Raw genomic sequence first — 25,545 nt, 5'->3', positions numbered from 1 at the left:
TAATGCCAGCCATTATCAGCGCTATATAAAATATAAAAATACTCTAAAACACTATTAGCCAATAGATCCATATTTAGGAAAGCCATCGTGGATATCATTTTATTAATTCAAGCTGTTATCATGGGTATCGTTGAAGGTATCACTGAATTTTTACCCATCTCTAGCACTGGCTACTTGATTTTATCAGCGGATTTGCTGGGCTTTTGGACCAAAGAAAAAGTCGATTTATTTGTGGTAGTGGTGCAGCTTGGCGCTATCTTAGCGGTCATTTATGATTACTGGGACAGACTATGGCAAGCGCTGATGGGTCTGCTGACAGGCAAAGCTGAAGGCATGAGTAATCCACGCCAGCTAGGACTTAGCTTGATTGTGGCGACTATTCCGGTGATGATCGTTGGTTTTACCTTCGCTGATGAGATTAAATCATATTTATTTAATCCCATCGTCGTGGCAATTATGCTGATTATCGGTGGTTTATTGATATTCTATGTAGAAAATCGCCCTAAAACGATTATTGCGCAAGAAGCAGAAGACGTCAATCTAAAAACCGCGTTGATGATTGGTCTGCTGCAATGTCTGGCATTGATACCGGGAACATCACGCTCAGGCGCGACAATTATCGGCGCGCTATGGCTCGGCGTCTCACGTAAAGCTTCCGCTGAATTTTCTTTCTTTTTGGGTATTCCAGTCATCGTGGGCGCGGCATTATTAGATTTGCTGAAGCATCATGATGTATTGACTAATAGCGAGGATTGGCTGGTATTAGGTATAGGTACGGTGGTGTCATTTATCGTCGCCTTACTCTGTATCCGTTTGCTAGTAGAATGGGTCAGTCGTCGTGATTTTAAAATCTTTGCGTGGTTACGCATTATTACTGGCATCATTGTATTAATAGCGGCTTGGGGTTTTGGTTATCAAATGGCAGGCTAGAGCCGATTGTAGGATGAGTCTATAAGCCGCGAATAGGAAAGTAGAGATGACCGCTTCACGCCAAGGGTGCAAAGAGAGTAGTAACATTATGCACTGCCAACTATACTATGTCAGCGAGTCGCAGCATAGTCAGGTTGCAGATATACAAGCGCTGATAATCGCACATCAGCTGCCCATTATTTTACACCTTGAGCTGTTTACCGATAAGCTTAGTCAAAAACGTCGCCAGCAGTTAAGCCAGACAGCTACCCAACCTATATTGTTGTTGGATGAAAAAAATAAGCTATCATGGCTGAGCGATGGGTTAAGCGTTGCACCAGAATGGGATAAGCTGCAACGCCGTGTGGTGAGTGCGGGGCGTAAGTCTGAGTTATTATTACAAGCAGTCAAAATCACATCTGACAGTCATGTTATCGATGCTACAGCAGGCTTTGGTCATGACAGTCTGATATTAGCCAGTACGGGCGCACAGGTCATTATGCTCGAGCAGCAGCCCTTGATGGCATTGTTATTGTTAGTAGAGCAGCAGCGTATGAGTGGGCTAGCAAATTGGCAAAAGCTGATGAGCCGTCTGCATATTATCAATACCGATGCGCTTGGCTATTTTGCAACTCTAGCAGCAGATGCGATAGATGACACTAAAGAAATCGATATGAAAGCAGTCGATGTGGTGTATCTGGATCCTATGTTTCCGGAAGACAGTTATCAAGATAGCAAAACGGGTAAAGGCGCTAAAGTAGGCAAGCACATGCAAGCCTTACACCAATTGGCTAGCCCACCAACGCTAGAACAGGAAGAACAGTTGCTACAAAGTGCGCAAGCAGTCGTCCGTCAAAATGCTCAAACGTCTGGCCGCGTGGTCGTTAAGCGTCCGCAATTTGCGCCGTTACTTGCGCATCAACAACCAAGTGAGAGCTGGCATAACGAAGCCGTACGCTTTGATGGTTATTTTGTTTAATAGCCATTTTTTATGATAATTACTGTGCTCAGTTAACAAGTTTGTATTTTTAGAATTAGGGAATTTAGGAGCAGGGAATGTCGACGTTAATTATTTGGATCATGGGTGCAGGATTATTATTAATCAACATTATTTTGCGCACCCGAATATTAAGGCTAGAAGCTCGTTTAAAAGAGCTCAGTCGTCCTGAAGATTATGTGGCATTTTTGCGTCAACAAGCCGCACAAAAAGACAAAATCCCTGCTATTAAAGCTTTACGTAAACAATATCCTGAGCTGTCGCTCATCGAGGCAAATAAACTGTGGCAGCAAATTCAGTAGCTCGCCAATCTATTAGCTTAATCTATTGGCTTAATCTATTGGCTTAATCTATTGGCTTTCAGACAGTTATATAAATACAAATAGGCATACAGAATATTCTATCAGTGATAATTAAAATACCATGACATTCGATGACAAACTACAAGCTTACCTGCAGCTGACGCGCTTTGATAAACCAGTAGGTATTGAGCTATTATTATGGCCAACGCTATGGGGCGTAATGCTGGCGGCGATGGGTCAAGCGCAACAGCAAGGTGCAAGTGCAGGTCTACCAAGTCTTAAGATGTTGGTGATTTTTGCGCTGGGCGCGATTTTTATGCGGGCGGCAGGTTGCGCGATCAATGATTTTGCCGATCGTAAGGTCGATGGTCATGTGACCCGCACCAAAGGCCGTCCATTAGCTGATGGGCGTCTGTCTGCTAAAGAAGCAATCGCTGCTTTTTTAGTATTGGTATTACTCAGTGCCAGTTTGCTATTCTTTTTGCCGATAGCCGTATTTTACTGGTCGCTTGGCGCAGTGTTATTGGCATTCATTTATCCATTTATGAAGCGTTTTACCCATTTGCCGCAGGTGTTTTTAGCAGCGGCTTTTGGTTGGGCGATACCGATGGCGTATGTGGCGATACAAGGCGCGCCTGATATATGGTGTTGGCTGTTATTTGTCGCTTATATGTGTTGGACTGTGGCTTATGATACCCAATATGCTATGGCTGACCGTGAAGATGATTTAAAAATTGGGGTCAAATCAACGGCAATATTATTTGGTCGCTATGATGTGATTATCATCTCGCTGCTACAAACATTGTTTTTGCTTATTATGGGCGCGGTCATTTGGCATTACTTTGCACCGACAAGCTTAGGCCTGACGCCAGTATTTGGCTTGGCGTTAGTGGCGATGATGTTTGCTAAGCAAAATAGCGCTTGTGCTACTCGTAATGCAAGAGCCTGTTTCCAAGCGTTTTTAGCCAATATATGGGTAGGGCGTTACGTCTTTGCTCTCATTGCAATCGCTTGTCTATGGACGACTTTTAATGGATAACTTCAAAAAGCTCTCAAAGTCAAAAGCGAAAAAATCTTCTGATGCCAATGCACCTGTCATCGATTATCAATCAAAGCTAGCTGAGCATGGGCTAACACGCGAACAAGTGATCGCCACCGAGCGTAAATTGGCTAAGTTTGCTAATACGATGGATTCGCTGGTACGTGTGCCTTTTACCAAACAAGGCATGGGTGCAGATGCAGCGCTTTCGACGATTCCGCTGGCAGGAGATTTAGCGGGACTGGCTTTAACCAGCTATGCTTTTGTATTAGGGCGTCAGCTGGGTGTGCCAGCGCATAAAATGACGCCTGCTGTCAGACTGGCACTCATTGATATGGTCGTTGGTATCGTACCGGGTATTGGGACGCTGCTTGATATTTTTATTCGACCCAGTCGTAAGACTTTGGGCATCGTGCATGAGCATCTGCACGATGAGTATGGTATCACCGAAACCATGCATATGGATCGACCATTTTTGCATCAATCGCTAGAAGACAAACAGCGTAGCCGTTTTGGCGCTTTTTGGCATAACCCTATCATTGCATGGCTGTATTTGCACATTCCTGATCTATTGGGATTAATCGTTATTGTAGTGATTGGTTGGGGACTGTGGGCAGTAATCAGTTGGCTGGTCAGTCTGTTTGGCAAAGTAACTGGATTTGGCTAGAGAAAAGTTAATAGCATTAAAAAGGCGGCAAATATCATAAATATTTGCTGCCTTTTTAATGCTCAAGAGATTTCTTTTATGTAAATTTTTAAAGGTGCTAAGCTGTATTTTTTAATCAATTACTCAGTGATGACTTCTGCTTCGGCACTGACTGCATCAAAGCTAGTAATTTTGTTATTTTGGACAAGATCGATAGTACCACCACCAGCATGACTGACCAGTTGGATGCTGCCATCGCTTGATCGATAAGTTGGGTTATTGCCTTGGCCTTCTGGCGCACTTAGTGTCATTTTTGGTTTGTTCGGTAGGCTAATGATAGCGTTGAGTACGCCTGCTGCTGAGGTTTCAAAAACGACCGAGAGTGATTCACCAGCCGCATTTTTATAACGGACATCAGTAATTTGCGCGCCTTTAATGGCTTGTTCTGGATTTGGTGCTGGTGCTGGTGCAGTATTGTTTACTGCCGAGTCTGTTGCACCAAGGTCATTCTCTAGCTCAGTTAAGCTTACATCTTGTTCTGAACCTACTTCAGGATTTGCGATATCATCACCATTATTAGCGGTCGTATCAACATTAATATTGGTAGTCACGGGTGTGGTTTGTACTGCCGCTTCAGAGATTGTTTCGTTATCTGTCTCAGGCTCTGGTGCTTTTTGGCAAGCACTCAATAGTGAAAGACTTAAAAAAATAGCAGAAATCGCCTGAAAAAAGGGTTTTGATTTTGCAATTGTAAGAGCATCGATTTTCATGATAATACGGCTATCCATTGGCAGAGTTTTTGTTTAAAGTATAGTGAACGACGTAGACTTATTTATCCCTCAAAGTCAAATATGATCGTCATTTGCTATTATTATCAATTTCTTGCTTACTATCTACAGGCATTACTTATTTCAGTTTTAGGTTGTCGGCTGCCATACCGCTTTCTTTATACACGTCATCTAAGTATCGACGGCTGGCAAGTAGCTTGTCTACAACGCCACTTTGGCTTTGAATATTGAGCTTTTGAGAAAAATCTAAAATCGAGTTTAATTGATCTAATACCATGTCATAGCTGGTATTTTGTTTGTCGGTATCGATAATGACTGTTTTGGCATAATGTTGATCAAGGCTAAGGTAGTCGCCCATCAATTCTGGAACACGTGTGGTGATGAGTTTATTGAGGGTAAATAGCTGTGATTCAGTGATTTCTTCATGATGGGTGGACTCATATTGTTGTCCAATATCATCCATCACAGATCGAAACGCCTTAGGTACTTGCTCGTCATAAAGTAGCTTGATAAAAGGATGTCGAGCTGAAAAATTAATCATGCTGAGCCCGTTAGCTCGCTCATGATTTACTTCGTTGTTCACAGTCATATCTGCTTTAGACTGGGTAGCGACAAGATTCGCAGAAGCCAAGTATTCTTGATGCCGCTGTATAGAAGCAATCTGTGTGTGCTTAGATTTTTCTTTCATCACAAAAAATATGGGCACAATAACAATTAGGCTAAGCAAAATGAGTAAGGTAAAAAAAGACATGTCGGGACTCTGTCATAAAAAATGCTATTTATTAAAAAAAATTTTTTAGATTACAATATAACATGCTTGTGTTATGTTAAGGCAAAATAGCGGTCGATAAAAGTTGTATCTTGCTACTGTTTATCTCGCTATTATGTATCTTACCACTATATCTTTTACGACTAAGTGCTTGCCTATTTCTAATTAAGGAAGATGATGAATAATGACACGATTACTAAGAGTCAGCTAGCCGCTTATAAACCAACTACTGCTTATGTCGGTACTTCTTGGGCGGTGATGTTGGTGGGTGTCCTAGCGTATTTACTTGGCTTATGGAATGCACAGAGTATGTTATTAAATGAAAAAGGCTATTATATAGCGGTGCTGGCGCTAGGTCTTTATTCAGCAATTAGTTTGCAAAAAACCCTTCGTGATCGTAGTGAAGGTATTCCAACAACCAATATGTATTATCTAATCAGCTGGGCGGCTCTTGGATTATCCATTGCGCTAATCGCTATTGGTTTGATGAATGCGGGAAGTTTAAGCTTAAGTGAAAAGGGCTTTTATATGATGGCATTTACCATGAGTTTATTTGCTGCAGTGACCATCCAAAAAAACACCCGTGACGAAGCACAGATTCGCACTTTAACTGCACCAATGATTATGACTGATACTCAAAGTAGTACTAAAATTGGTCATCAAGAGTCCCGCGACTCTGACACTGGAAAATCACTTTTTGGCGCGGTTAAATCTAGAATGGAAGGCAGTGATTAAACCTTTGACTAAAAATCTCAAGTAAGCGGTGTTTGTAAACGCGTACGATTTGGCGACAGGCGCGCAAGCATCGCTATTGATAAGGGGGCAAATGCTCCTAACATCATATCTGTTAGCGCTTCAGCACATATTGGTGCGATGGCATACCCCTTAGCTCCCATGGCACTCATGACCCAAGTTCGTTTACTGTCTGCTAACGCTCCAACGATAGGATGGTAATCAGGCGTTTGCGTACGAATCCCCACCCGTCCTTGCCACAAACTAATATCTGTTGGAATAATCGAGTCCATCTCAGGAATGGCAGTCACTAGTTTGTCGCGGCTAATCTGATGCTCTTCTGTGCGGATATCTATGTCGGTATCATTACGTATAAAGCTTGCGCCTAATAAAAACTGAGATTGCTGTTCTACAACATCGTTCAATTGTGCATCGCCTGTTTGCGCGGTAAATAACGCACAGTAACCGCTGTATTTAAGCGGTATTTTGGGCAATATGGTGAGCTGCTCGGTTGTGGGCGTAAACCAAGAAAGCTGACCACGAATTTTACGACAATCAAAAATACGCTTGTCCAGGTGATGACTCTCAAAAGCTGCGCAAATGACCACATTATCAGCGCTAATGGATATCGTCTGCTTATCCTGATTATTGCCTTCGATACAAACACTTTCTTCTGTTTCGCTAATACTCTTAACGTCTACTTGCTGAAAGTGGATGAGCGGATGCATTAGGATAGTATCTTTTAATGCTTGCGGATTGACCAAGCCAGACTGCGGTAAATACAAATTCTCTGATAAATCTTGTGTTTTTAACCCGCTGACAGTTTGCGCCTGCTCATGGGGTAGTGTGGTGGCCATCTCATCGGGATAATCAGCGATTTGCTCTGTGCCAATATTGGCTTTCATAAGCAGATCAAGAGCGCCCGTTGGTTCAAGTATTGGCACTAATCCTGATTTTTCAACACCTACATTTAAGCATCGATATAGCCTGCTGCTATAGAGATAGCCTATGGTATGCAAATGTTCATCGACATGATGAATGGGCGTCATCTTGGGAGCGAGCAGAGCACGAGGGTTGCCTGATGCGCCTGCCAAAGGTGCTGATTTATCTAGCAAAGTCACTTGAATACCACGATTGGCCAATGACCAAGCCGTTAATAGCCCTGAAACGCCAGCGCCAATGACAATGCTATGGGCGGGCAGGTTGTCAGTGGGTTTGGCAGATTGGCTATCGTTGTCGGGCGCGGCGATGCTAGCATTATTGTAAAAGGTGATGTCTTTACTATTTATGTCTTTACTATTGTTGCCATTATTATTGTCAGTTAAATTTATGGTATCTAGCATGACCGCCGTTAGCATTTCGTTCTTACGACCAAAGCCTTTCACTTTTTTAATCTGAAAGCCACAATCTTGCAGCGCACGTTTGACGATACCGGCACAGCTATAGGTGGCGGCAGTTGTATTGGGTCGTGATAAACGCTGTATTTGTGCAAAAATACTATCCGCCCACAAGGTACTATTGCAAGAGGGCGCAAAACCATCTAAAAACCAAGCGTCAACATAAGGTGCATGCGAGCTAGAAGAGTTATTTGCCAGTTTGGCTAAGCTCTCAGCTGCGTCACCCAACCATATATCAACGGTCAAATTATCATCAAAGAAACTCAAACGATGACAGCCCGCGATAGGAGGCGGATAGGCCGCTAATAATAGCTCAATCAGTGTTGTCAATTCAGGCGCGCGCTGTCCCCATAAGGCAAGTATTTGGGTAAGGTCGGTAAGGGGTATCGGGAACTTTTCAGTGGTAATAAAATGCAGTTTTGCAGTTGCTAATTGAGGGTGTATATCTCGCAGCTGTCGCCATAGCTGCCAAGTCGCTAAGAGGTTCAACCCAGTACCAAAGCCCAATTCAGCAATCGTAAAGCATTGCTTTGGTGCAAGATTGGTCAGTCGTTCAGGCAATTGATTGTGCGTCAAAAACACATGACGCGATTCCGCTAAACCATCAGCATTTGAGAAGTAAACATCACCAAACTCACCCGATACAGGCACTTTATTACCCGTATCATCCATCTGCCAATTAATCTTGGCAGGGGTGATATTTGATGAGTGAATGCTTAGTGACTGAGTGTTTTTGGAGGGTGTCGACGATGTATCAGTATCTTTTGATTCGAACATGGATTTAGACATAGACAGTCACATAAGATAAATCAATAAAAAGCGCGTGGTATTAGTTACCAGCGTTCACGGCGGACAAACACCAACCAAGAAATAAAAATACCGACCAGTAAGCTAATTAAGACAGTAAATGCACCGTATAAAAAAAGCTGACCTTTGCTCTCGTAGACCAAAACATTCACTTGAGTTTGCAAGTCATTCAACTCGCGCTGCAACTGTGCATTACGGCTTAATAACTGCTGATTGGCATCGGATAACGCCTTATCAGATGGTTGTAATTGCGCCGCCAATGTATCGCTGATATTCATCACTGAGTTTTTCGTTGGTTGAGCGGTCGATATTGGTTGAGCTGGCACGGGTGTCGTGAGTGTTGGATCAGCCACATCGATAGCTGTCACCGTCGGCGCAGCCTGTGCTGAAACAGTAGCCATAAAAATCATACTAACAATGCTACGCTGATAAGAGCGACTTTTTAACAAAGATAGGCACTGAATCACGATTTTGCTACTTTAACTGATGCGCTGTCATCCGCTTTTGGCAATGTATGGATAAAGGGTTTGATATCTACGTGACTGTACACGCCATCACGTAAGTAAGGCTCATCATTCGCCCATGATTGCGCTGCTTCTGCAGAGTCAAAGTCAGCAATAATTAAGCTGCCTGACATCTCGCCTTTGCCATGCTCGATAGGTGTTGGACCAGCGATAATCAGTCGATTGTCATGATCTAAAGCTTGCAAGCGTTCGACATGTTCAGCGCGGGTAATCTGACGTTGTGCACTGCTATTGGCCACGTCATGACCAATAATGGCAAATAAGGACATGAGACTTCCTTGATTAATAAAAATTATGATTAATTTAAAGCGTTTTGCTTAATGCGCCCGAGCTAATTGCGATTAATGATTGTCGCTATCGGCATTTAGAAATAGCATTGGCTTTATTATAAAATGATAAATTGAGTATTATTTGACGGTTTTATCCGTGAGCGCAGGGTTGAGGTGCTTTTTTAATATGGCAAACTGGGCGATGACGAATACCAACATAATCGGAATCCAGCCATAAGTTTTAAAGTTAATCCATGCCTCATCTGACATCGTAAACGCTGTGATATAATGCAGTATGCCCATAAAGGCGAAGAATAGTGCCCAAGCGAGAGTGAGTTTTTTCCAACCACTCATCGTCAGCAAAAAAACATCTTTCATTGCCAGTTGCATCAGTGGCTTATTAATCGCAGCACTGACTAAAAGTGTTAGTGCAAAGATACCGTTGATAATGGGTGACTTCCAACGCAGATAGATATCATCACGCAATAATAAAGTACCACCACAAAACAAAATGGTTAATAGTAAGACAACCCATTGCTGTTTATCAAAAGTGCCTTTTTGGCGAATAAAATGAATGGCATAAACAATGATAGTGGCGATGAGTAATGCACCTGCCCCCGCTAGGATACCACTGTAGCGAGCAGCAATAAAAAAGGCAATTAAGGGAATAAAGTCTAATAAAGCTTTCATAGCAAAGGGGATGTCCGACAAAAACGTATGGGGTAGTTTACACGTCTACTGCGCCAAAAAAAAGCAATCAACACGATAATCATGCTATATCACGGGCCTGCGTAGCAATACCTGATGATTATGACTCATAATCATGACAACTGCCAAATATAACGGCTTATTGCCAATGTGCTCATTTTTTTATTTTCTACACTTTTAATTTTTAATGCTAAGGCTTCTCTTATGAAATTCGATTTACATTGTCACAGCACTTGCTCTGATGGTACTTATGCACCAACGGAAGTAGTGCAGCGCGCCCATGCGGCCGGCGTCAATGTATTGGCATTGACCGATCACGATACGCTGGCAGGAATTGATGAGGCGCGTGCGGCTGCCATTGCCTGCGATATGCAGCTGATTAATGGGGTCGAGATAAGCTGTGAGCATACACTTATTGGTGGTTATGGCAAAAATAAATCAACCAATAAAATCATCCATGTGCTGGGGCTGGATTTTACCGATCGCGAAAAAATGCATGCAACGCTGCAACAATTACAGGATAGCCGTGCCACGCGTGGTCAACGAATCACTGAAAAGCTCAGTGTGCTATTAGATATTAACTATGACGAGCTGTGGCAAGCCGTACTTGATAAAGCAGGCGGCAATCCACAAGCGGTCGGGCGCGCGCATATTGGTCAAGTATTGTTTGAGCGCGGTGAAGTCAAGACGGTACAAAAAGCCTTTGATAAGTATTTAGCAGACAATAAGCCTGCTTATGTGGCGATTGATGCACTGAGCATGGCTGACGGTATTGAGCTGATTCAGGCTTGTGGTGGCAAGGCGGTGTTGGCGCATCCCACACGTTATCAGCTTTCAGCAACACGAGTCCGTAAACTGATTGAAGAGTTTGCTGGTCTTGGTGGCGATGCTTGTGAGCTGCCGTCGAATAGCGAACCGGTTAGTACTCGCAGAATGGTCGATCGCAGTATCGCTGCTCACAATCTTGTCGCCTCGATCGGTAGTGACTTTCATGGTAGCAATATGCCGTGGCGTCGTTTGGGTGATGTACCGACAATGAACCCTGATCAGCAGGGAGTTTGGCAGTCTTTTGCAATGTTTTCTTAGCCGAAAATTTATTGCTGAATACAGTTTTGAATGTTAACTCAGCTGAAATATCAATTGACAGGTTATCCAAAAACCATGCGTCATATATTGACGCATGAAGGCACTAAATAGATTGATAACTGCGACAGAAATTGCCACACTAGATAAGTGGGATTTATTTTTAAAAATGAAATTGTCGGGGTTAACTCCCATTTAGTTTACAAAATGTAGTACCGACACTCGCATTCTTATCTACTTAAGTTTTTGGGAATGGTATAAGGTAAAAATTCATATCATTTATTATTATTGATTCAGGCTTTTGATTTTTATTTAATGGTTTTAATGTCGACTTAATAACTTTCAATATTTGCGGTAGCCCTACTATGGCTGTATCGATATCTCATCTAGGCTACACCAAGCTATCTCAAGCAATTTTTGAGTGGCAAGCTGCTGATAAAACGTCATTACTGGCTTTATTTATGGTGATGGAGGTATCTTTACACTGGCTATGGTGTTTGTTTGTTTGGTGGCGCCGCGATGTTTATGACACCTATGTCGATATAGCCCTGTTGTATCCACTATGGTTCGGCGTGACACTGGTAGCTTTGTTTTTATTATGGATGACCAGTCGTTTTTCACCTGTCAAAAAAGCCAATAGCAATTTGTATAAATGGCAAGGCATACTAATTACGGTTTATAGTGCCTATATTGCAATGGTTATTTTAGTTTTAGGACATAGTAGCTTGGTCGCGGGCGTCTCTTTAGTCGGCGGTGCGATACTGGGGATGATGCTTATACGTCGGCGCTATGTATGGAGAGCGTTTTTAGGGCACGCAGCCGTCATTCTGGCAGTCACATTTATTCCTTATCTTGGCGTTACTTTACCCAATCTGCGTCAAATGACGCTCACGGTCATTCCTCTTGATACCTATTATAGTTATATCAATTATAGTGAAATTACGACAATCGAAAACGCCATCTCTGCCTCTATTTTTCAAAATGGCACGCTAAATTGGGACAGTGTTGATCAATTGCGCCGATCTTCCGCTTTTTTTTGGCGTTCTACACATATTTATATGGCGCTACCAAAAGCTATTTTTATTATCTATATGTTTCGTACTTTGTTACTAATATTAGATGACAGTAAAAAGGAAATTCTGCAGCATGCCAATCAAGATGAGCTAACCCAACTCAAAAGTCGCCGTTACGGGATGATGCAAATGAAGCAGGTGCTGAAGTCAGTAGAAGACCATCAAGATATCAGCGTTATTTTATTGGATTTGGATTGGTTTAAAGAGGTCAATGACAGTTACGGTCATGAGATCGGGGATCGAGTATTGGTGGAGGTCGCGCAGACGCTCTTGCAGTCTTTAACTGATGAAACAATCGTGAGTCGCTATGGCGGTGAGGAGTTTTTGATTGTATTGCCAGATACGAAGCACGACACAGCTATGATAATAGCTGAACAATTACGGCGCGTTATCGCCAAACACGTCATCATTCTCGATGACGATACAGCCTTTAGTGTGACTGCCAGCTTGGGGCTATATACACTGACCCATGGTGAGCGTAATTGTATAAAACAAGCCTGCGAAACTCTGAATAAAAAGGATGCCTCGCAGTCGCTTGCTAAACCGCAGAGAATCCCCTCGTATAGTAGCAAACGCGTGAATCGTAAAATTCCCGCAGTGCAGCTACCTCATGATATTTGCCAGCGCTTAATTTGTATGGCAGATAAGGCTTTGTATGAAGCCAAAGGCCGTGGCCGTGATCAAGTGGTGAGTGCCAACGAGATGTTGGCAGCAAAAAATAATAATATTGAAGCGCTTTATGGCACATAGCTGGCTGCCATAGTCGAAGGGTCAACTACGTTTTAGTGTATTAATTGTTTTACTAAGCTTGCCAAGACACTGGTGGCAAAGCTACCTGTCGTTAACGTAAAGCTCAGCACCAATGTCTGTTCATTATCTTTATCCTGCCATTCCCAAGACAGCGCTTCAATAGGTAGGCGCAGCGCGCGTCGCTGTGCTTTTACATCGCGCTGCTCTAAGCCATTGGCTAAGCGAGCCAGTAGCGGATTTTGCTGAATCACATTTTTCTCAGTACTTGCCGCCATGCCGCTGACTTTATCATTATCCTTGCCCCATAATGCAGCAGTGGGATGGATATCACCCGTCTCAAGGCGTTCACGCAACGTGTCGTCTATGGCTTCGCTAGTAAATATTGACCCTGAACCCTCTAAGTTAAACACTTCGCCTGCCAGCCCAGTATTCCAGCTGCCATCACGTACACGTAACGCCAATATCTCATTGAAAATTAAGCTACGTGCGGCAGACAGCTCCATTGTATTCTGCTCACGTGGCGCGTGCTTGCGTTTGCTCTTTTTGGGTTGTGGTCGACTTTGCTGTAGTGGGCGGGCAAACAGCGATAATGCTTCTCTAATATTATTGCCATTACGTCCAAAACGCTGAGGGCCGAAATAATTGGGCACGCCATTTATAGCGATGCTTGCTAAATGCTGCTCGACATCTTGCTTCGCCGACAATAATTGCTCAGGTGCTGGCAATGCTGTATCAAAATCAGCAAATTGGATATCACGCAAGGTGATGATAAATTGATTGGCGCGATGCGTGCCGCGATTGAGCTTTTTGTTGTGCCATTTCTGGTCGATGATCGTGACCGATTCATCGGCTCCGATATCGACTGGTGCAAACTCAGCAGCAGGCAGTTGTTTTTTTGGGATTCGCAAGCTAAACCACTGGGTTGTCAATGCATGGCGATCCTTAAGACCTGAATAACCAACATCGCGCAGAGGAATCTCTGCCCACTCTGATAGAAGTTTGGCAAGATAAGCGGTATTCATCCCTGATTTTTGGATATGCAGCCATAAATGCTCACCTTCACCGATGAATTCGAGCGGCAATAGCTCATTAACGATAAAGTCTGTTGCGTGGGCTTTATAGGTTGCTTGCTGTACAGGTGGTTGAAGAGGCTGCGGTAACTGCGCAGTATCCGTCGCTACGGTAATATCGATACTTGCCATATCAAACTGCTCATTATTAAACGACCCATTAGCAGGTAACTCGTTATCAGGTTGAGTACTTTCAAGAGCGGATTGAGGGCTAGCATTAATATCGGTCATGTCATCACGAGAAGTCATAAAGTCGTCTTTTATGTTGAGGATAAGATTTAAAAAGAATAGGTAAGCATAGGGATTAACAGTTAACGATTACGTTTTGCAACGCAGGAAACATACAAAAAAACAGCGTGTGCGAAAGTGTCTTGTTACTATCAATGGATAGCGTTTTAAAAAAACATTTAAATAAACGTATCGGGAATGGTGTTTTTCGTTGAAACTGGCTGATGCGATAGAGTTATTTTCAACACGTTTGATTCAGGGAACCATTATAACTGTTAAGGAAGACTTATGACCAATGCAACGATTGACACAGTGACTATTAATAAGGCTGATATTGCCAGTGGCGGCATGAAATCTTACAAGCAAGATGATGATAGTATCATTTTAATCACCCGCGACGACGATGAGTTTCAGGCGTTCGATGGCAAATGCCCGCACGCAGGCGCAGATTTAGGCACAGGATTACGTTGTGGCAATCGCGTGGTCTGTCCTTGGCATCATGCAACTTTTGATAGCCGCGATGGGACGCTATTAGAGCCAGTCGCGACAGCAGGATTGACTCAATATGAAGTGACCGATAATGGCGACAGCTTGACGGTGAATACTTCAGCGAAGAGAGATAAACAGATTGCAAATGATAAGCTTATCGATACGCATACTCTCATCGTGGGCGGCGGCGCAGCAGGTTTTATGACAGCGCATCAGCTGCGTAACACTGGCTATGGCGGCAAAATCACCTTGATTAGTGCTGATGATAAAGCTCCTTATAACCGTCCATTATTGTCCAAAGCATTTTTAGCGGGCAATATGCCTGAAGAGAAGCTTCTACTAGGGGGTGCAGATTGGGCGAGCAAACACGATATTAATTTACGCTTGAATCAAACTGTCAGCGAAGTATTGCCCAATGAACGTACCATTATCATTAAAGATAAAAAGGGTCGTAGTGACAGACAAACTGCTGATTTTTTAGTGGTTGCAACAGGCGCTGAGCCAAAGATACCGCCTTTTAAAGGGGCTGAGCTTGATGGCGTTTATACGCTGCGTAGTATGGATGATGCCAAATTGATAAAAGCGGCCAGTCATGACCAGCGTGTGGTTATTATCGGTACTGGCTTTATCGGTATGGAGGTCGCTTCCGCATTGGCACAAGCAGGCACGACGGCTTCTATTACCGTCATCGGACAAGATCATCGGGTAATGGGAAATATCGTCTCCGAAACCGTCAGTAATGCGCTGATCAAGCTGCATGAAGAAAATGGGATTCAATTTGTCTTTGATGCCAGGGTCAATGAAATCACTGAGGTCAAAAGGGTTGTTAACCAGTCTGAGAATGAAGAAGAAAAACAAACCTTTTCACAAGTGGGCGGCGTCACGCTGGCGAGTGGTGAGCAAGTTGATGCAGATATCGTTATTTTAGGGACTGGCGTAGCACCACGTATAGAGCTGTTCGAAGAAGTAAACGCGCCAGATGGCGTGCAAGTGGATGAGCATTTACAGCTGCGTGAAAGGGTTTATGCATTGGGTGATATTGCAAAAGCTTCTGGGCAAATGGGGCGCATGCGCATCGAACATTGGCGCGTGGCCTTGCAACATGGCTTAGTGACTGCGTCTGCGATATTAAATGATGATAGTGTCAGCTCGCTCGCCGCGCGCATCCCTTTCTTTTGGACGATGCAATATGGCAAAAGCCTACGCTATAGTGGACATGTCGCGACACCCGATCATAATATCTTGTTTGGTTCGCCAGATACATTAGATTATATCGAATACTACTTTGATGATGACGGGGAAGACACACGTGCTAGTGCGGCTAGCACTTTAGGGCGTGATAAAGAATTGGTTGCCTTTTCTGAACTGCTCCGCCGTGGTCATGCGCCAACGCGTGCACAGCTTAAGGCAGGATTTAATATTATCGACCAAGCACAGGCGTTATCGCCCTAGTACTCAAGATGGATACATATTACTATTAAGGCTGACCTATCGATTTGGGTCAGTTTTTTTTAATACAAACAAGGAAAGGAAAAATTATAATATGAATAAAAACATTATAGATAAAAATAACTCGGAGAGAGAGTCCGTGTTTTTGCGACAAGCGCAAGCCGATGATATTAGTGCACTTGAGCAATTATTAAATCGCTGTTATCGCGAGACCGCAGGTTGGACCAATGAGGCAGATTTAATTGGCGGTATTCGAACCACGTCAGCCGAGCTCGCTGCCGTGATTAATGACCCTAATCACTATTACTTCGTTTATCCAAAAACGACAACGGGTGACCGTGATGGAGAGGAAACGGGTGAGATACTCGGTTGTATCGCTGTCGATATCAAAACCGATGCTGACTCAAATAACAAAGCCTACATCGGCATGTTTGCGGTAGATCCAGAGCTGCAGGGGCAGGGCGTTGGCAATGTAATTTTGCAAGCAGCAGAAACCTTTGCGACTCGTCATCTACAGTCAGATGAGCAAGCCGCTGATAAAAGTCCCGCTCGTTTGACCATGTCTATTTTGAGTCATCGTCCTGAGCTGTTGGCTTACTATCAGCGCCGAGGTTATGAGCTAAATGGTAATAAAATGCCATTTCCAAATGACGGCAATAATGGTGAGCCAAAACGTGAGGATTTGGAATTGTTAGAATTAGAAAAAATGGTTCATTGAAAAATCTTGAATGTTTAAAGGCTGATTTTATTAACCCCAAAAATGACCAAAGGTCATAAACAGCCCAACACTTAGCAAGATAAATGCCACGATAATTAAGCGCTTGAACCAGTTAAAAGCGGGCAAGCGCGTGGCATTGTCATCAGACATCAGATAAGCAAACAAAAACAACAAACTTGCTGCCAAGGTCATAATTCCCAGACCAATCGGTAATATAAAAAAGTACACCTGCCACACAGTTATCTCGCAACGGTTTTGAATACCACATCATAGCAGTATCGTGAATGTACTGTCAGTATGCACCGCCCGTTAATTCCTTCATCTCATTAAATTATTAAATCTATTCATCATAAATCTAACCTTTTATTCTAAAATTAAGTTGGGTATTTATAAGTAATTCTGTATAGTGAAGTAACATTATAGGTACATTGAGATTGAGATGACTAATCTGAAAAAACTGGCAGTCATGGCATTACTAACACCGCTATTTGTCGCATGCTCTAATGCACCTTCTGAAAGCACAGTTGAAGCGTTAATCGAGGCACAATACGAGCAAGCCAATAGTATGATGGACGATGCGATGGCGAACGCAGGCAATGATGAGATGGCAAAGGCGATGAGCGGCATGATGGAGGGTATGATGCCAAAGCTTGAACGCGTCGAGAATATCAACTGTGATACTGTTGAGGGCGACAATACTTATATGTGTACCGCTGATATCACTCAGACAATCGCGGGGGAGAGCCGCACTAACAAGACCAATTTCAAGGTTTATCAAGTGAACGATGAATGGGTATTAGGTAATTAAAGCAGAGCTATGTTTTTTAAAGTTACTCATAACAAAATCATCAGAATTTTCAAGTCACATTCACTTTATTCTTAGAGAGATAAAATGCTAAAAAAAATCGCTTTTCTAACGATTACATCAATACTATTTGCCGGTTGTGCTTCTGTACCCACTGAAAATATCGAAGTATCTAGCGTACTCAAGCAAGTGAAAGCACCTAGTGCCAACAATGCTGGTCTATATATTTATCGTAGCAATAGTGTGGTGGGTGGAGCTCTAAAGAAAGATGTGTGGGTAGATGATGAATGTATTGGTGAAACTGCACGAGGCACTTTTTTCTATCATGAAGTACTGGGCAATATGCAGCACAAAGTTTCTACCGAATCTGAATTTTCTCCTAACGATTTAATGATTGATACTACAGCGGGTAATAACTACTTTGTAAAGCAATATATTAAGCCAGGTTTAATTGTTGGTGGTGCGGGTGTTAAACTGGTACCTGAAAGTGAAGGCAGGGAAGCAATCGCTGACCTCAAACTCGGCATAAAAGGGACTTGTAGCAAGTAGTGCAAGTCATTATCTATAAAGAAAGGCTACCTCATTAAGGGTAGCCTTTCTACTAATTTAGCCCGGTCTTTCTATCAAACTAGCGCATTGTCACAAACTCTTCTGAGCCAGTTGGGTGAATGGCAACCGTATTGTCAAAGTCCGCTTTAGTCGCGCCCATTTTGATGGCGACGGCAAAGCCCTGAATCATCTCATCGACACCAAAGCCAAGACCGTGTAGACCAATGACTTTTTCCTCATCGCCCAAGCACACCAGTTTCATCATACACTTCTGACGATGCTGGGTCACCGCGCTATACATAGAGGTAAAGGTCGATTTATAACATTTGATATTTTCTTTGCCATAGCGCTCAACCGCGTCGATTTCAGACAAGCCAATCGTTCCGATGGCAGGGTGGGTAAAGATAACCGTCGGTATTAACGTATAGTTCAAATGCTCATTAGGCTTGTTGTTAAACAAGCGCTCTGAAAGACGACGACCTGCTGCAATAGCTACTGGCGTCAAATCCACACTGTTTTCGATAATATCGCCGACCGCATAGATGTTCTTAACATTGGTATTTTGAAACTTATCGACTTTAATTTTGCCAAACTTGGTCGTCTCTACACCCGTCACTTGCAGGTTGATATTGTCTGTCGATGGCGCACGACCAATCGCCCAAATCAAGCAATCTGTCGTGTCTAGGCTGCCATTTTCGGTACACAAAGTCAGGCTGCCATCTTCGTTTTTATTGACTTCCGTGAGCGTGGTATTGGTATGCAACTGAATACCGTCTTGCTCCATCTCTATGAGCAATGCCTCTACTACACTGTGGTCAAATGAGCGCAGCGGCGAGTGCTGGCGTACATACAAATGTACCTCAGCGCCTAAACTGTTCAATACGCCTGCGATTTCAACAGCGATATATCCAGCTCCTACAATTGCCACGCGTTTTGGCAAATGATTCAACGCAAAAAAGCCGTCAGAATCGATGCCGTATCCTGCGCCCTTGATATCTGGCTGAATCGGGTGACCGCCGGTGGCAATTAAAATATGGTCAGCGGTAATCAGTTCGCCATTCACTTCTACAGTATTGGTATCGACAAATTTGGCAAAGCCTTTGATCACTTCTACGCCATTTTTGGCTAAGTTATTGTCATAAGAGCGATGGATATTTTCGATATATTGTTGACGGCTCTGTACCAGTTTTTGAAAGTCAAAACCTTTAATATCCACATCAAAGCCATAGTCTGGCGCATATTTATGAATCGCCTCGGCAACTTGTGCGCCATACCACATTACTTTCTTAGGTACACAGCCCAAATTCACACAAGTGCCGCCCAGCTGGTTAGCTTCGATAATGGCGCATTTTTTGCCATAGCTCGCCGCACGGTTGATTGAAGCAATGCCACCGCTGCCGCCGCCAATGGCGATATAGTCATAATGTTTTGTCATGGTTAAGTCTCTTTAGTCAATGCATGTTGGTGCAATTTTGCCGTCTATTATTTTTTAATTCTGTTGTTTTGAACTCTATTGTAATGGGTATCATTATTAATCTTACAAGGTTTTGCTTATGAGGATGTACCAGCTAGCATCAGAATATAAAAGCATTTAGGCAGAAATAGCCCACCATTTAAACTTACTTAAACAATGGCACGTCGTCTATAAAATAACAGCCCTGGAATAGACAAGCCAAGTACCAATCCTGAGGTCACAAATAGTGCCTCAAACAAATACACCATCATTTGGCTAAATAACTCGTCTGAAAAACCGAAATAACCAATCTGCACCATACTAACCATTGCTTTATAGGCGGCGATACCAGGCATCATACAGATGACACTGGGCGAGATGAGCGCTTTAGGTGGCAGAGTATATTTCTTAGAAAAGTATACACCCAAAAAGCTAGCAAGCATCGCGCCAAAAAAACTAGCAACCACGATATGGATGTGTTGATAAACGAGCGCTGTCTTTAACCCAAAGCCAAATGCGGTCATCAGTAAACACGGCAAGATATAGCGTTTGGGTACGCTAAACATTAGCGTCCAACCAAGGGTGATGATACAAGACAGTATGACGGTTTTGATAAACCACATTTTAAAACCCCCAATGCTGTATGCGAAGTAAAACCAGCGCCATTACGATACCGACGCACGCGGACAGGGTCAGCATATAGGTAAAGACCGCACGCCCAACGCCAATATTGACATAGCCTTTGAGGATATCGGATAAGGAGTTAATCAACGGAAAGCTGGGCACCAGTAGCAATACGCTGGAGGCAACAGCGATATCGGCGTTATTACCAATATCAAAATAATAGGTCGTCGCCCCAATCAATGAGGCGATAAATGCGGTCACAATGACCGTGATAAAAGAGTTAAAGTGGTGCTTGGATAAATAAATACGGGTGAGCATCGCCACCATACCCGCAATAAATGTCACGGCGGTAATCGACCAACTGCCACCATTCAGATAAGCAAACGCTGCGCAAGACGCACCAACAAATATGCCCACCAGCCACGTTGGGTATACGGTCTTATCTAACTCATCAAAGGCAAGGGTAGTGCGGTCAATCAAATCGGTACTGTCTACGATGGCTTCGGTTTTATTGATAATTTGCTGAATTTGTACCAATAAATTGACATTGATGCTTTGATTGATCGTGTCTCTGGTGGTGGTGATACAGCGCTCGTCACAGATGGTCGTCAGGGTGATGGCGTTAAAATTCAGTGAACATTCGACGCTGTTCATCCCCAAGGCAAGCCCCAAGCGTTTGGACAAGTCCACCACCACGGCAGACTCAGCGCCATACTGCATAAGGAGTAAGCCGCAGCGCACGCATAGTCGAGTAATGCGCTGCTGCTTTACGTAGCTGATAGAAGTCATGGGTGAGATACGCAGGTTGGTTGGTATTGATACGCTATTATAAAGGGTCTGGGAGCTGACGCGCAGACATTATCGGATATTATGTTTGATGCTACGATAAATTATAAACTTTTCTGGCAAAGAAAAAATAGAACGTACGGTAGCTGCGTGAGTGATCAATGTGATACGAGCGTTTATTTAGTGGGATCTATTGCAGGCTGCTCTCTGAGCAGCGATTCTAATTAAAAGAATAAAGTTGTAGGATTCAAATGGAGGTTGGCTGGGGCTTGTCATATCAAACAAATAATATCAAACAAATAATAGATTATAAAATTAATAGACTTTTGTTTTCTATAGTGATAATCTCTTTCTCGATAATTTAGACACATTACTTACATGATAATTACATATTGATTGAATTTTAGTTACGTTATCAATTATATGTCGCTCTCAATTAATGTGTTGCAAGACATGAATTTCGATAGTGGAATGTTAAGTCTATCAATTCATTGCCTTTAGCTCAGTTATTTAACTCAATTGCATCTCTCAACCAGGACGTCTAATGACCACTTTTAATAACATAAAAAATGCTTTACTGCTGACTACTATTACTACTTTAGCAGGGTGTACTACGGTCGCCGATATGGCAGGGTACGATACGGCTACATTAAATACCGATGCGGCTAAAAGTTACTCTCAAGTGGTCTCTAAAGCCAGTAGTCAAGGCGCGGTAGATAATACTTCTGCTACCGCCATTCGAGTTAAAAACGTCTTTAATCGTATGAAGCCCTACGCCGTTCGCGCTAATACAACAGGCGTTCCTTTTGATTGGCAGGTCACGGTTATACGTTCACCTGAATTAAACGCTTGGGCAATGCCGGGTGGTAAGATGGCTTTTTATACCGGTATTGTAGAAAAATTACAGTTAACAGATGCAGAGATCGCTGCAATCATGGGACACGAAATGACTCATGCGTTATCTGAGCACAGTAAAAAAGATGCTGGGCAAAAAATTCTGACAGGCTTAGCGCTGCAGTTAGGTGGTGCTGAACTACAGTCAAGAACAGGGTTAAGTGATGATGCGTTGGGTTTGATTAGTGACTACGGACTTGATAAGCCATTTTCTCGTAGTCAAGAGTCACAAGCCGATGCGGGTGGTTTACGCTTAATGGCGCAGGCAGGCTACAATCCAGAAGCTGCCGTTGCAGTATGGCAAAAAATGGAGGCTGCCAATGGTCGTAGCAACACCATAGCTACTTTAATGTCTACCCATCCAAACTCTGGGCAGCGTATCGCTAAAATTCAGGCACTCTTACCTGAGGTTACGCCAGTTTATCAAGCGGCTGCTAAAGCACCTGCTAACGCAACTAGTGGGGCAACGACTGGAGTAACTACTAGAACCATTAAACGTAAATAACTCAGTAAATGCTATCAAATCAGTAAATACTAACAAAAAAGGTAAGTCAAACGACTTGCCTTTTTTTTGCGAAGAAATATCGAAAAGTGGTTGGTTTGGACTTTATCTGACGTCTGGATATTGGGTGTTGTACATCCAGCTAGCCTACGCTGGCTAACCAAAACGTCTATTGAACTCAGACTCATTCATAAACAATAGTATGATTACTTCGAAAAGAGAAATTACTGCTGGTATAAATGTCCAACAGAACAATAGATATAAGATACCCCAAAAGACCTGATTTAAATAAAATTTATGTATCCCAAAACCTCCTAAGAATAAAGCTAACAATATTGCAACACCTTTACTTTTTCTACTACTGTTTAGTCGTACGATAGTAGTAGAATTTTGAGTCGGCAAAGGAGGTGGGACAGTTTTAAACGGTGCAGGTTTAGCAATAGGAAAGCCACAATTAGTACAAGAGGCGCTTTGATTACTAATAGACTCAGAGCATTCAGGGCATTTAATTAAAAACTTCATTTTAGAAGTTGGGAGCCCACAGTTAGTACAAGAGACGCTTTGGTCGCTAATTTTGTGTGTGCATTCAGGACAATCAATAATGGCCATATATTTTCCGTTTCTTACAATTTTTTAGTTATAGTTTTAATATCAATTGTTACTTATGCTGTGTTTCTTCAATTTGAGAATAGACCTAAAAACTTTGTAAAATATAGTGAATCTCTTCTTTAGCTAGAAAGTAAATGATGATGCAGCTAATGATAAAAATATTTGCATGATTGAAAAATCCGTAATCGTCAGGTTCCCCAACTTCTTCGAGCTCTTTAAGAAGTTTAAGCTCTTTAAGTTCCTCAGATGAATGTTGAATATTTTTGAACGGTGCAGGTTTAGCAATAGGAAAGCCGCAATGATTACAAGAGGCGCTTTGATTAATAATCGACTCAGAGCATTCAGGACATTTAATTAAAAAATTCATTTTAGAAGTTGGGAGTCCACAATTAGTACAAGATACGCTTTGGTCGCTAATTTTATGTGTGCATTCAGGACAATTAATAATTGCCATATTTATTCCTGTATTTAGCTAATAGATGGCTTATTCCCACAGCCAAAATTGACTATATTCGTTCTGTCTAATTCGCTTCTGGACTTATTTTGATACATCACTTACAAATAACACCGATTTGTATCCACTAATTTTACTCATATAGTTTATCTTGCATACAATTGGCACGCTCAATTGCCTTCCACTGACTATATTCCGGTTCGTCCTTCCCTAGGTAAGCACTGTTTACTTTTATAGCTTGTTCACATATTGCTCGATCATCACTTTTTCTGCGTTCTATATCACTCTCTTTTTTATAGTCCGCTGCTTTATTAACTACTTTTTCGTTGTAAGATTCTTTTGTTTTTATTGGTGTTTCGCGTACTTCATATTCTTTCTCACTACCCGAAGGGGCATTTGATAATAAAACTTCCCTCGATCTTGCTTCTACTGACATGACCGGCTCTGGCTTGAATTGCTCCAATGTTACCTTTTCAACTACTTCGTTCTTTGGAGCTTCTAGCGTTACTACTTTCTCAACTACTTCATGATGTTCTATGTTTTTTGACACTACTCTTTTGGTTTGACATATGAAGTTAACAATATCTTGATCTGTCCAATCTGGTGTTGGCGTATACCAATCCCCTAGGTCTGCTGATATTAAGGCCTCAAGATTATCTGATGAGGTTTTTCTTATCTTATCGTTTGCGCAGTCAATTTGCATTTCTCCATAAGCATCACTCTCGTTCCCTCTACGTGCATACTTAACATTTTCAATGCCATAAGATGCAAAGTGAGAGATGAGGAAATAGCGCCCATTTTCACCTGAACCAGAAAGTAACATTGGTATCTGTGTTAATGGAGAATTAAATACTGATTCTTGGACTTGTGGTGATTCTTTATCAGGTTCTGACTGCTCTTCATCATATTGTCTTGCTTTTTCTGTATAGCCATCATAAGCACTTACAAGCCAAAAGCCGATAAGAATTATAATAATGATTAGGAAGATAGTTGCGCCAGAACAGCCACTATTCTTTTGTCTTTGACGAGTGCTTGCTAGCGAATTATTGTTATCTATCTGTTTTGAAGGAGTAGGGAAACCGCAACTAGGGCAAGAAGTACTTTGATCACTAATACTTTTAGAACATTCAGGACAGTTAATTAGAGCCATGATTTTTCTTCTTTCAATCACATTTTTAATAGTTTAACTACATTGACTGACTGCTGTTTCAACAGCTGACACATAAGTTCCAAAATCATCTTCTTCCATAGCTTTCGTGCTCCAATTACTACCTACTGAGCTAGAAAGTACTGGATCCATTACATCAAACTGACAACTACAAAAGCTCTCATCAGATGTCTCTATACAAGACTGTACATAGTTTTGTTTTTCTACTGAGTAAGGTTTAGGGTCTGAGACTTCACTTGTAGGTGCTGAACTATCATCATAAACAGCTGTCTCGTTAGAAGATGAACAGGCAACTAGAAAAACTGGAACAAGTAACAGTGATAACTTCCATTTCATAAATTTTGTCCTATATGAGGCCTATGCGAGAATCGGAAATTCTCGATTATAGTTTATTTTTTTTATGGATTTATAAGGAAAGGATTGTAACTTTTTAGCAATATTTCAGCAATAAATGTTAAGTTTGTGCATTTGCTAAAATACAACTAGCTAGTTTTGATTTATCGGAAAATAATTAGGCTGGTATCTAAAATAAGAATTCTATCTGGTTGTCGTTGCATAGAGTGTACCCTAAATCTAAATCCCACCCAACAAAAAAAAGACCACTCCCTAAAGAGTAGCCTTTTATCAATGATCATCTAACAAATACCAGTTATTAGTGACGACCTTGGCCTGCAGGCTTCTCAAACCCTTTTGCACTCATGCATGAATCTATTTTCTTCATATCGCTTTTACTTGGACGACTGTCTTTATTCATTTTTACGCCAACTCGTTGAGCACAATCATTCATGGCTTGTTTCATGTCTGCTGACATCGCAGGTCTTTGATGGTTGCGATCGCTTGAGCCATTTGATGTGCCGTTTGACGCACAGGCACTAATGCCAACAGTAGATGCTAAGACAATGAACAGTAATTTTTTCATAAAAAGTCCTTGAGAGTTTTAGGGATAGGATAGGG

29 protein-coding genes are annotated in these 25,545 nt (G+C 42.3%); 13 read left to right on the top strand and 16 right to left on the bottom strand.

Going from position 1 to position 25,545, the window contains the following annotated elements:
- Nucleotides 1-87 precede the first annotated feature (87 nt).
- The 5 genes from JFC08_RS01565 to JFC08_RS01545 all read left to right on the top strand — a co-directional run bounded on the left by JFC08_RS01565 (nt 88) and on the right by JFC08_RS01545 (nt 3,914).
- Nucleotides 88-930 (top strand): undecaprenyl-diphosphate phosphatase, encoded by an 843-nt coding sequence (locus tag JFC08_RS01565; protein ID WP_198329454.1) that lies wholly within the window; start codon nt 88-90, stop codon nt 928-930.
- A gap of 46 nt (nt 931-976) precedes the next feature.
- A complete protein-coding gene (locus JFC08_RS01560; RefSeq protein WP_227697577.1) occupies nt 977-1,888 on the top strand; it encodes a class I SAM-dependent methyltransferase in 912 nt (303 codons plus the stop codon).
- Between the two features lie 77 nt (nt 1,889-1,965).
- Nucleotides 1,966-2,208, top strand: a complete 243-nt coding sequence (locus JFC08_RS01555) for a hypothetical protein (protein ID WP_198329453.1) — start codon at nt 1,966-1,968, stop codon at nt 2,206-2,208.
- 121 nt (nt 2,209-2,329) lie between these two features.
- Nucleotides 2,330-3,247: a 4-hydroxybenzoate octaprenyltransferase gene (ubiA, locus tag JFC08_RS01550; protein ID WP_198329452.1), complete on the top strand. Its 918-nt coding sequence runs from the start codon at nt 2,330-2,332 to the stop codon at nt 3,245-3,247.
- Nucleotides 3,240-3,914 (top strand): DUF4112 domain-containing protein, encoded by a 675-nt coding sequence (locus JFC08_RS01545; RefSeq protein ID WP_227697576.1) that lies wholly within the window; start codon nt 3,240-3,242, stop codon nt 3,912-3,914. The genes ubiA and JFC08_RS01545 overlap by 8 nt, the downstream gene beginning before the upstream one ends.
- A 119-nt stretch (nt 3,915-4,033) precedes the next feature.
- Here JFC08_RS01545 and JFC08_RS01540 read toward each other — a convergent pair whose 3' ends face one another.
- A complete protein-coding gene (locus JFC08_RS01540; RefSeq protein WP_227697575.1) occupies nt 4,034-4,663 on the bottom strand; it encodes a hypothetical protein in 630 nt (209 codons plus the stop codon).
- Between the two features lie 136 nt (nt 4,664-4,799).
- The gene (locus tag JFC08_RS01535) at nt 4,800-5,432 is read right to left on the bottom strand and encodes a hypothetical protein (RefSeq protein WP_198329450.1); all 633 of its coding nucleotides are present in this window, start codon (nt 5,430-5,432) and stop codon (nt 4,800-4,802) included.
- Nucleotides 5,433-5,627: 195 nt separating this feature from the next.
- On the opposite strand from JFC08_RS01535, the gene yiaA reads away from it, so the two are divergent.
- Nucleotides 5,628-6,185 carry an inner membrane protein YiaA gene (yiaA, locus tag JFC08_RS01530; protein WP_198329449.1) on the top strand — a complete coding sequence of 186 codons (558 nt, stop codon included), beginning with the start codon at nt 5,628-5,630 and terminating at the stop codon, nt 6,183-6,185.
- 17 nt (nt 6,186-6,202) lie between these two features.
- Here the strand turns inward: yiaA and mnmC2 are convergent, their stop codons facing one another.
- The 4 genes from mnmC2 to ispZ all read right to left on the bottom strand — a co-directional run bounded on the left by mnmC2 (nt 6,203) and on the right by ispZ (nt 9,869).
- Nucleotides 6,203-8,356: a tRNA (5-methylaminomethyl-2-thiouridine)(34)-methyltransferase MnmC2 gene (mnmC2, locus tag JFC08_RS01525; protein ID WP_227697573.1), complete on the bottom strand. Its 2,154-nt coding sequence runs from the start codon at nt 8,354-8,356 to the stop codon at nt 6,203-6,205.
- 56 nt (nt 8,357-8,412) lie between these two features.
- Nucleotides 8,413-8,787, bottom strand: coding sequence for an SH3 domain-containing protein (locus JFC08_RS01520; RefSeq protein ID WP_227676030.1), 375 nt, complete (start codon nt 8,785-8,787; stop codon nt 8,413-8,415).
- A gap of 62 nt (nt 8,788-8,849) precedes the next feature.
- Nucleotides 8,850-9,179, bottom strand: coding sequence for a YciI family protein (locus tag JFC08_RS01515; RefSeq protein WP_109589571.1), 330 nt, complete (start codon nt 9,177-9,179; stop codon nt 8,850-8,852).
- A gap of 138 nt (nt 9,180-9,317) precedes the next feature.
- Nucleotides 9,318-9,869, bottom strand: a complete 552-nt coding sequence (ispZ, locus tag JFC08_RS01510) for a septation protein IspZ (RefSeq protein ID WP_198329447.1) — start codon at nt 9,867-9,869, stop codon at nt 9,318-9,320.
- Between the two features lie 222 nt (nt 9,870-10,091).
- On the opposite strand from ispZ, the gene JFC08_RS01505 reads away from it, so the two are divergent.
- Together JFC08_RS01505 and JFC08_RS01500 are read left to right on the top strand one after the other, a co-directional pair.
- Nucleotides 10,092-10,973 (top strand): PHP domain-containing protein, encoded by an 882-nt coding sequence (locus JFC08_RS01505; protein WP_193008596.1) that lies wholly within the window; start codon nt 10,092-10,094, stop codon nt 10,971-10,973.
- 362 nt (nt 10,974-11,335) lie between these two features.
- Entirely contained in the window at nt 11,336-12,793 is a 1,458-nt protein-coding gene (locus JFC08_RS01500) for a GGDEF domain-containing protein (protein WP_193008597.1), read from the top strand.
- Nucleotides 12,794-12,825: 32 nt separating this feature from the next.
- Here the strand turns inward: JFC08_RS01500 and truD are convergent, their stop codons facing one another.
- Complete coding sequence (truD, locus tag JFC08_RS01495) at nt 12,826-13,995, bottom strand: tRNA pseudouridine(13) synthase TruD (protein WP_227697595.1); 1,170 nt, start codon at nt 13,993-13,995, stop codon at nt 12,826-12,828.
- Nucleotides 13,996-14,379: 384 nt separating this feature from the next.
- On the opposite strand from truD, the gene JFC08_RS01490 reads away from it, so the two are divergent.
- On the top strand, nt 14,380-16,032 hold the full coding sequence (locus JFC08_RS01490) for an FAD-dependent oxidoreductase (protein WP_198329445.1): 1,653 nt from the start codon (nt 14,380-14,382) through the stop codon (nt 16,030-16,032).
- Between the two features lie 91 nt (nt 16,033-16,123).
- Nucleotides 16,124-16,747, top strand: a complete 624-nt coding sequence (locus JFC08_RS01485) for a GNAT family N-acetyltransferase (RefSeq protein ID WP_198329444.1) — start codon at nt 16,124-16,126, stop codon at nt 16,745-16,747.
- Between the two features lie 30 nt (nt 16,748-16,777).
- Here the strand turns inward: JFC08_RS01485 and JFC08_RS01480 are convergent, their stop codons facing one another.
- Nucleotides 16,778-16,939, bottom strand: coding sequence for a hypothetical protein (locus JFC08_RS01480; RefSeq protein WP_227676031.1), 162 nt, complete (start codon nt 16,937-16,939; stop codon nt 16,778-16,780).
- A 247-nt stretch (nt 16,940-17,186) separates the two neighbouring features.
- Between JFC08_RS01480 and JFC08_RS01475 the strand changes: the two genes are divergently transcribed.
- Both JFC08_RS01475 and JFC08_RS01470 read left to right on the top strand, forming a co-directional pair.
- On the top strand, nt 17,187-17,555 hold the full coding sequence (locus JFC08_RS01475; protein WP_227697572.1) for a hypothetical protein: 369 nt from the start codon (nt 17,187-17,189) through the stop codon (nt 17,553-17,555).
- A gap of 84 nt (nt 17,556-17,639) precedes the next feature.
- The gene (locus JFC08_RS01470) at nt 17,640-18,101 is read left to right on the top strand and encodes a DUF2846 domain-containing protein (RefSeq protein ID WP_060491730.1); all 462 of its coding nucleotides are present in this window, start codon (nt 17,640-17,642) and stop codon (nt 18,099-18,101) included.
- 79 nt (nt 18,102-18,180) lie between these two features.
- Here the strand turns inward: JFC08_RS01470 and gorA are convergent, their stop codons facing one another.
- From gorA to JFC08_RS01455, 3 genes are all read right to left on the bottom strand, one after another.
- The gene (gene gorA / locus JFC08_RS01465) at nt 18,181-19,536 is read right to left on the bottom strand and encodes a glutathione-disulfide reductase (protein WP_198329443.1); all 1,356 of its coding nucleotides are present in this window, start codon (nt 19,534-19,536) and stop codon (nt 18,181-18,183) included.
- A 188-nt stretch (nt 19,537-19,724) separates the two neighbouring features.
- Nucleotides 19,725-20,177: a threonine/serine exporter family protein gene (locus JFC08_RS01460; protein WP_198329442.1), complete on the bottom strand. Its 453-nt coding sequence runs from the start codon at nt 20,175-20,177 to the stop codon at nt 19,725-19,727.
- A gap of 1 nt (nt 20,178) precedes the next feature.
- The gene (locus JFC08_RS01455) at nt 20,179-20,967 is read right to left on the bottom strand and encodes a threonine/serine exporter family protein (protein ID WP_198329441.1); all 789 of its coding nucleotides are present in this window, start codon (nt 20,965-20,967) and stop codon (nt 20,179-20,181) included.
- Nucleotides 20,968-21,508: 541 nt separating this feature from the next.
- Here JFC08_RS01455 and JFC08_RS01450 point away from each other — a divergent pair.
- Complete coding sequence (locus JFC08_RS01450; protein WP_198329440.1) at nt 21,509-22,363, top strand: M48 family metallopeptidase; 855 nt, start codon at nt 21,509-21,511, stop codon at nt 22,361-22,363.
- Between the two features lie 153 nt (nt 22,364-22,516).
- On the opposite strand, the gene JFC08_RS14025 is transcribed toward JFC08_RS01450, so the two are convergent.
- From JFC08_RS14025 to JFC08_RS01425, 5 genes are all read right to left on the bottom strand, one after another.
- Nucleotides 22,517-22,969: a TM2 domain-containing protein gene (locus tag JFC08_RS14025; RefSeq protein ID WP_227697571.1), complete on the bottom strand. Its 453-nt coding sequence runs from the start codon at nt 22,967-22,969 to the stop codon at nt 22,517-22,519.
- Nucleotides 22,970-23,054: 85 nt separating this feature from the next.
- Nucleotides 23,055-23,423 (bottom strand): double zinc ribbon domain-containing protein, encoded by a 369-nt coding sequence (locus JFC08_RS01440; RefSeq protein WP_198329439.1) that lies wholly within the window; start codon nt 23,421-23,423, stop codon nt 23,055-23,057.
- A 133-nt stretch (nt 23,424-23,556) separates the two neighbouring features.
- Nucleotides 23,557-24,573, bottom strand: coding sequence for a hypothetical protein (locus JFC08_RS01435; protein WP_198329438.1), 1,017 nt, complete (start codon nt 24,571-24,573; stop codon nt 23,557-23,559).
- 33 nt (nt 24,574-24,606) lie between these two features.
- Complete coding sequence (locus JFC08_RS01430; protein WP_198329437.1) at nt 24,607-24,927, bottom strand: hypothetical protein; 321 nt, start codon at nt 24,925-24,927, stop codon at nt 24,607-24,609.
- 316 nt (nt 24,928-25,243) lie between these two features.
- A complete protein-coding gene (locus tag JFC08_RS01425; protein ID WP_198329436.1) occupies nt 25,244-25,510 on the bottom strand; it encodes a hypothetical protein in 267 nt (88 codons plus the stop codon).
- Between the last annotated feature and the right edge of the window lie 35 nt (nt 25,511-25,545).

It is taken from the genome of Psychrobacter cibarius (genome assembly GCF_016107535.1).
Lineage (GTDB): Bacteria > Pseudomonadota > Gammaproteobacteria > Pseudomonadales > Moraxellaceae > Psychrobacter > Psychrobacter cibarius.
This window is presented reverse-complemented; position numbering and strand designations above follow the sequence as displayed.

Bases quoted from the DNA above. Each gene is read 5' to 3' on its own strand.
- JFC08_RS01560 (WP_227697577.1), top strand. From the start codon at position 977: ATGACCGCTTCACGCCAAGGGTGCAAAGAGAGTAGTAACATTATGCAC.
- JFC08_RS01555 (WP_198329453.1), top strand. From the start codon at position 1,966: ATGTCGACGTTAATTATTTGGATCATGGGTGCAGGATTATTATTAATC.
- ubiA (WP_198329452.1), top strand. From the start codon at position 2,330: ATGACATTCGATGACAAACTACAAGCTTACCTGCAGCTGACGCGCTTT.
- JFC08_RS01545 (WP_227697576.1), top strand. From the start codon at position 3,240: ATGGATAACTTCAAAAAGCTCTCAAAGTCAAAAGCGAAAAAATCTTCT.
- JFC08_RS01540 (WP_227697575.1), bottom strand. From the start codon at position 4,663: ATGAAAATCGATGCTCTTACAATTGCAAAATCAAAACCCTTTTTTCAG.
- JFC08_RS01535 (WP_198329450.1), bottom strand. From the start codon at position 5,432: ATGTCTTTTTTTACCTTACTCATTTTGCTTAGCCTAATTGTTATTGTG.
- yiaA (WP_198329449.1), top strand. From the start codon at position 5,628: ATGAATAATGACACGATTACTAAGAGTCAGCTAGCCGCTTATAAACCA.
- mnmC2 (WP_227697573.1), bottom strand. From the start codon at position 8,356: ATGTTCGAATCAAAAGATACTGATACATCGTCGACACCCTCCAAAAAC.
- JFC08_RS01520 (WP_227676030.1), bottom strand. From the start codon at position 8,787: ATGGCTACTGTTTCAGCACAGGCTGCGCCGACGGTGACAGCTATCGAT.
- JFC08_RS01515 (WP_109589571.1), bottom strand. From the start codon at position 9,179: ATGTCCTTATTTGCCATTATTGGTCATGACGTGGCCAATAGCAGTGCA.
- ispZ (WP_198329447.1), bottom strand. From the start codon at position 9,869: ATGAAAGCTTTATTAGACTTTATTCCCTTAATTGCCTTTTTTATTGCT.
- JFC08_RS01505 (WP_193008596.1), top strand. From the start codon at position 10,092: ATGAAATTCGATTTACATTGTCACAGCACTTGCTCTGATGGTACTTAT.
- JFC08_RS01500 (WP_193008597.1), top strand. From the start codon at position 11,336: ATGGCTGTATCGATATCTCATCTAGGCTACACCAAGCTATCTCAAGCA.
- truD (WP_227697595.1), bottom strand. From the start codon at position 13,995: ATGGCAAGTATCGATATTACCGTAGCGACGGATACTGCGCAGTTACCG.
- JFC08_RS01490 (WP_198329445.1), top strand. From the start codon at position 14,380: ATGACCAATGCAACGATTGACACAGTGACTATTAATAAGGCTGATATT.
- JFC08_RS01485 (WP_198329444.1), top strand. From the start codon at position 16,124: ATGAATAAAAACATTATAGATAAAAATAACTCGGAGAGAGAGTCCGTG.
- JFC08_RS01480 (WP_227676031.1), bottom strand. From the start codon at position 16,939: ATGACCTTGGCAGCAAGTTTGTTGTTTTTGTTTGCTTATCTGATGTCT.
- JFC08_RS01475 (WP_227697572.1), top strand. From the start codon at position 17,187: ATGACTAATCTGAAAAAACTGGCAGTCATGGCATTACTAACACCGCTA.
- JFC08_RS01470 (WP_060491730.1), top strand. From the start codon at position 17,640: ATGCTAAAAAAAATCGCTTTTCTAACGATTACATCAATACTATTTGCC.
- gorA (WP_198329443.1), bottom strand. From the start codon at position 19,536: ATGACAAAACATTATGACTATATCGCCATTGGCGGCGGCAGCGGTGGC.
- JFC08_RS01460 (WP_198329442.1), bottom strand. From the start codon at position 20,177: ATGTGGTTTATCAAAACCGTCATACTGTCTTGTATCATCACCCTTGGT.
- JFC08_RS01455 (WP_198329441.1), bottom strand. From the start codon at position 20,967: ATGACTTCTATCAGCTACGTAAAGCAGCAGCGCATTACTCGACTATGC.
- JFC08_RS01450 (WP_198329440.1), top strand. From the start codon at position 21,509: ATGACCACTTTTAATAACATAAAAAATGCTTTACTGCTGACTACTATT.
- JFC08_RS14025 (WP_227697571.1), bottom strand. From the start codon at position 22,969: ATGGCCATTATTGATTGTCCTGAATGCACACACAAAATTAGCGACCAA.
- JFC08_RS01440 (WP_198329439.1), bottom strand. From the start codon at position 23,423: ATGGCAATTATTAATTGTCCTGAATGCACACATAAAATTAGCGACCAA.
- JFC08_RS01435 (WP_198329438.1), bottom strand. From the start codon at position 24,573: ATGGCTCTAATTAACTGTCCTGAATGTTCTAAAAGTATTAGTGATCAA.
- JFC08_RS01430 (WP_198329437.1), bottom strand. From the start codon at position 24,927: ATGAAATGGAAGTTATCACTGTTACTTGTTCCAGTTTTTCTAGTTGCC.
- JFC08_RS01425 (WP_198329436.1), bottom strand. From the start codon at position 25,510: ATGAAAAAATTACTGTTCATTGTCTTAGCATCTACTGTTGGCATTAGT.